Origin of the sequence: Shewanella sp. 10N.286.52.E4, assembly GCF_041468785.1 — a bacterium.
Classification (GTDB): Bacteria; Pseudomonadota; Gammaproteobacteria; order Enterobacterales; family Shewanellaceae; genus Shewanella; species Shewanella electrodiphila.
Genome location: NZ_JBFRJJ010000050.1, coordinates 1 through 4,857, shown reverse-complemented (window position 1 = coordinate 4,857; position 4,857 = coordinate 1). Strand labels below are relative to the sequence as shown.

The window sequence follows — 4,857 nt, the reverse complement described above, 5'->3', positions numbered from 1 at the left end:
TAAAACTTATCTGGGTTGTATGGTTAAGCCTCACGAGTCATTAGTACAGGTTAGCTCAACGCCTCACAACGCTTACACACCCTGCCTATCAACGTCCTAGTCTCGAACGGCTCTTTAGAGGAATTAAATTCCTAGGGATGACTCATCTTAGGACTCGCTTCCCGCTTAGATGCTTTCAGCGGTTATCGATTCCGAACGTAGCTACCGGGCAATGCTATTGGCATAACAACCCGAACACCAGCGGTTCGTCCACTCCGGTCCTCTCGTACTAGGAGCAGCTTCCTTCAATCATCCAACGCCCACGGCAGATAGGGACCGAACTGTCTCACGACGTTCTGAACCCAGCTCGCGTACCACTTTAAATGGCGAACAGCCATACCCTTGGGACCGACTTCAGCCCCAGGATGTGATGAGCCGACATCGAGGTGCCAAACACCGCCGTCGATATGAACTCTTGGGCGGTATCAGCCTGTTATCCCCGGAGTACCTTTTATCCGTTGAGCGATGGCCCTTCCATACAGAACCACCGGATCACTATGACCTACTTTCGTACCTGCTCGACGTGTATGTCTCGCAGTTAAGCTGGCTTATGCCATTGCACTAACCGTACGATGTCCGACCGTACTTAGCCAACCTTCGTGCTCCTCCGTTACTCTTTGGGAGGAGACCGCCCCAGTCAAACTACCCACCAGGCACTGTCCCGAACCCCGATAAGGGGCCGCGGTTAGAACATCAAAACTACAAGGGTGGTATTTCAAGATTGACTCCACTCCATCTAGCGACGAAGCTTCAAAGTCTCCCACCTATCCTACACATGTAGGTTCAATGTTCAGTGCCAAGCTATAGTAAAGGTTCACGGGGTCTTTCCGTCTAGCCGCGGGTATACGGCATCTTCACCGCAATTTCAACTTCACTGAGTCTCGGCTGGAGACAGCGTGGCCATCATTACGCCATTCGTGCAGGTCGGAACTTACCCGACAAGGAATTTCGCTACCTTAGGACCGTTATAGTTACGGCCGCCGTTTACTTGGGCTTCGATCATGAGCTTCTCCGAAGATAACCCAATCAATTAACCTTCAAGCACCGGGCAGGCGTCATACCGTATACGTCATCTTGCGATTTTGCACAGTACTGTGTTTTTGATAAACAGTTGCAGCCACCTGGTATCTGCGACTGCCAGCAGCTTAGAGAGCAAGTCCCATCACCGCCAGCAGCGTACCTTCTCCCGAAGTTACGGTACCATTTTGCCTAGTTCCTTCAGCCGAGTTCTCTCAAGCGCCTTGGTATTCTCTACCCGACCACCTGTGTCGGTTTGGGGTACGATTCCTACTAACCTGAAGCTTAGAAGATTTTCCTGGAAGCATGGCATCAACTACTTCATCCCCTTGGGGACTCGTCATCAGTTCTCAGCCTTAATGTAAACCCGGATTTGCCTAAGTTTACAGCCTACAACCTTAAACGCGGACAACCAACGCCGCGCTAGCCTAGCCTTCTCCGTCTCTCCATCGCAGTTAGCAGAAGTACAGGAATATTGACCTGTTTCCCATCGACTACGCCTTTCGGCCTCGCCTTAGGGGTCGACTCACCCTGCCCCGATTAACGTTGGACAGGAACCCTTGGTCTTTCGGCGTGGGGGTTTTTCACCCCCATTATCGTTACTCATGTCAGCATTCGCACTTCTGATACGTCCAGTGTGGGTTACCCCTTCACCTTCAACCGCTTACAGAACGCTCCTCTACCGCTTGCACCTAAGTGCAAACCCATAGCTTCGGTGTATTGCTTAGCCCCGTTAAATCTTCCGCGCAGGCCGACTCGACTAGTGAGCTATTACGCTTTCTTTAAATGATGGCTGCTTCTAAGCCAACATCCTAGCTGTCTAAGCCTTCCCACATCGTTTCCCACTTAGCAATAACTTTGGGACCTTAGCTGATGGTCTGGGTTGTTTCCCTTTTGACGACGGACGTTAGCACCCGCCGTCTGTCTCCCGAGTAGTACTCACTGGTATTCGGAGTTTGCAAAGGGTTGGTAAGTCGGGATGACCCCCTAGCCTTAACAGTGCTCTACCCCCAGTGGTATTCGCTCGAGGCGCTACCTAAATAGCTTTCGAGGAGAACCAGATATCTCCGAGTTTGATTGGCCTTTCACCCCCAGCCACAAGTCATCCGCTAATTTTTCAACATTAGTCGGTTCGGTCCTCCAGTTGATGTTACTCAACCTTCAACCTGCCCATGGCTAGATCACTCGGTTTCGGGTCTACACCTTGCAACTAAACGCGCAGTTAACACTCGGTTTCCCTACGGCTCCGCTATTCGCTTAACCTCGCTACAAAATGTAAGTCGCTGACCCATTATACAAAAGGTACGCAGTCACGGTCTCAAGAACCGCTCCCACTGCTTGTACGTACACGGTTTCAGGTTCTATTTCACTCCCCTCACAGGGGTTCTTTTCGCCTTTCCCTCACGGTACTGGTTCACTATCGGTCAGTCAGGAGTATTTAGCCTTGGAGGATGGTCCCCCCATATTCAAACAGGATGTCACGTGTCCCGCCTTACTCGATTTCATCTATGGTTAGTTTTCATGTACGGGGCTATCACCCTGTGCCGCTGTGCTTTCCAACACATTCCACTAACACCCCATAGACTTAAGGGCTAATCCCCGTTCGCTCGCCGCTACTAGGGGAATCTCGGTTGATTTCTTTTCCTCTGGGTACTTAGATGTTTCAGTTCCCCAGGTTCGCCTCATAACGCTATGTATTCACGTTATGATGACCACTTATGTGGCCGGGTTTCCCCATTCGGACATCGTTAGCTCAAATGCTTGTTACTAGCTCGCCAACGCTTTTCGCAAGTTACTACGTCCTTCATCGCCTCTGACTGCCAAGGCATCCACCGTATACGCTTAGTCACTTAACCATACAACCCAAATAAGTTTCTAAAAGAAACAGACTGTTGTTAAAGCGGGTAGCCTTAACTGTTGTATCGCAACTAGCTGGTTTATTACTAATTTGCATCTCTTACGAGTACACAAATTCGCCTTAGTTTTTAGAATATTCAAGACACTTAATAAAGTGTTTTGAGAACTCAATGTATTATCGAAAAGGGATTAACTTCCCAATAATACGATTTGTAATTAATTAACATGACAGACTCATGCAATTAAATACTATCAGCTTTCCAAATTGTTAAAGAACAATGCTAACCGGCCAGCGGCGCATTTCGCTCAACTTCCGAAGAAGTTAACAAGCAATCTGTGTGAACACTCAACAAACATTAAGTTAGTCGTATAGGTAAGGAGGTGATCCAGCCCCAGGTTCCCCTAGGGCTACCTTGTTACGACTTCACCCCAGTCATGAACCACACCGTGGTAAACGTCCCCCCGAAGGTTAGACTATCTACTTCTGGTGCAGCCCACTCCCATGGTGTGACGGGCGGTGTGTACAAGGCCCGGGAACGTATTCACCGTAGCATTCTGATCTACGATTACTAGCGATTCCGACTTCATGGAGTCGAGTTGCAGACTCCAATCCGGACTACGACGTACTTTGTGAGATTAGCTAGACCTTGCGGCTTTGCAACCCTCTGTATACGCCATTGTAGCACGTGTGTAGCCCTACTCGTAAGGGCCATGATGACTTGACGTCGTCCCCACCTTCCTCCGGTTTATCACCGGCAGTCTCCCTAGAGTTCCCGCCATTACGCGCTGGCAAATAAGGATAGGGGTTGCGCTCGTTGCGGGACTTAACCCAACATTTCACAACACGAGCTGACGACAGCCATGCAGCACCTGTCTCAGAGTTCCCGAAGGCACTAAGCTATCTCTAGCGAATTCTCTGGATGTCAAGAGTAGGTAAGGTTCTTCGCGTTGCATCGAATTAAACCACATGCTCCACCGCTTGTGCGGGCCCCCGTCAATTCATTTGAGTTTTAACCTTGCGGCCGTACTCCCCAGGCGGTCTACTTAATGCGTTAGCTTGGGAGCCCAGTGCTCAAGGCACCAAACTCCGAGTAGACATCGTTTACGGCGTGGACTACCAGGGTATCTAATCCTGTTTGCTCCCCACGCTTTCGTACATGAGCGTCAGTCTTTGTCCAGGGGGCCGCCTTCGCCACCGGTATTCCTTCAGATCTCTACGCATTTCACCGCTACACCTGAAATTCTACCCCCCTCTACAAGACTCTAGTTCACCAGTTCCAAATGCAATTCCCAGGTTGAGCCCGGGGATTTCACATCTGGCTTAATGAACCGCCTGCGTACGCTTTACGCCCAGTAATTCCGATTAACGCTTGGACCCCTCGTATTACCGCGGCTGCTGGCACGAAGTTAGCCGGTCCTTCTTCTGTAGGTAACGTCACAGTAATGGCGTATTAAACCACTACCTTTCCTCCCTACTGAAAGTGCTTTACAACCCGAAGGCCTTCTTCACACACGCGGCATGGCTGCATCAGGGTTTCCCCCATTGTGCAATATTCCCCACTGCTGCCTCCCGTAGGAGTCTGGGCCGTGTCTCAGTCCCAGTGTGGCTGATCATCCTCTCAGAACAGCTAGGGATCGTCGCCTTGGTAAGCCATTACCTTACCAACTAGCTAATCCCACCTAGGTTCATCCAATCGCGAAAGGCCCGAAGGTCCCCTCCTTTCCCCCGTAGGGCGTATGCGGTATTAGCAGTCGTTTCCAACTGTTATCCCCCTCGACTGGGCAGATCCCTAGGCATTACTCACCCGTCCGCCGCTCGTCAGCAAAGAAAGCAAGCTTTCTTTCTGTTACCGCTCGACTTGCATGTGTTAGGCCTGCCGCCAGCGTTCAATCTGAGCCATGATCAAACTCTTCAATTAAAGTTTTTTGAAACATTCGAAAATG

At 50.3% G+C, this 4,857-nt stretch carries 2 rRNA genes; both read right to left on the bottom strand.

Annotated elements, in window-relative coordinates:
- Nucleotides 1–19 precede the first annotated feature (19 nt).
- A 23S ribosomal RNA gene (locus tag AB4153_RS20090) occupies nucleotides 20–2,912 on the bottom strand.
- A 375-nt stretch (nucleotides 2,913–3,287) separates the two neighbouring features.
- Nucleotides 3,288–4,832: ribosomal RNA gene (locus AB4153_RS20085) — 16S ribosomal RNA — on the bottom strand.
- The 16S and 23S rRNA genes sit together here, the layout of an rRNA operon.
- Nucleotides 4,833–4,857: the final 25 nt, after the last annotated feature.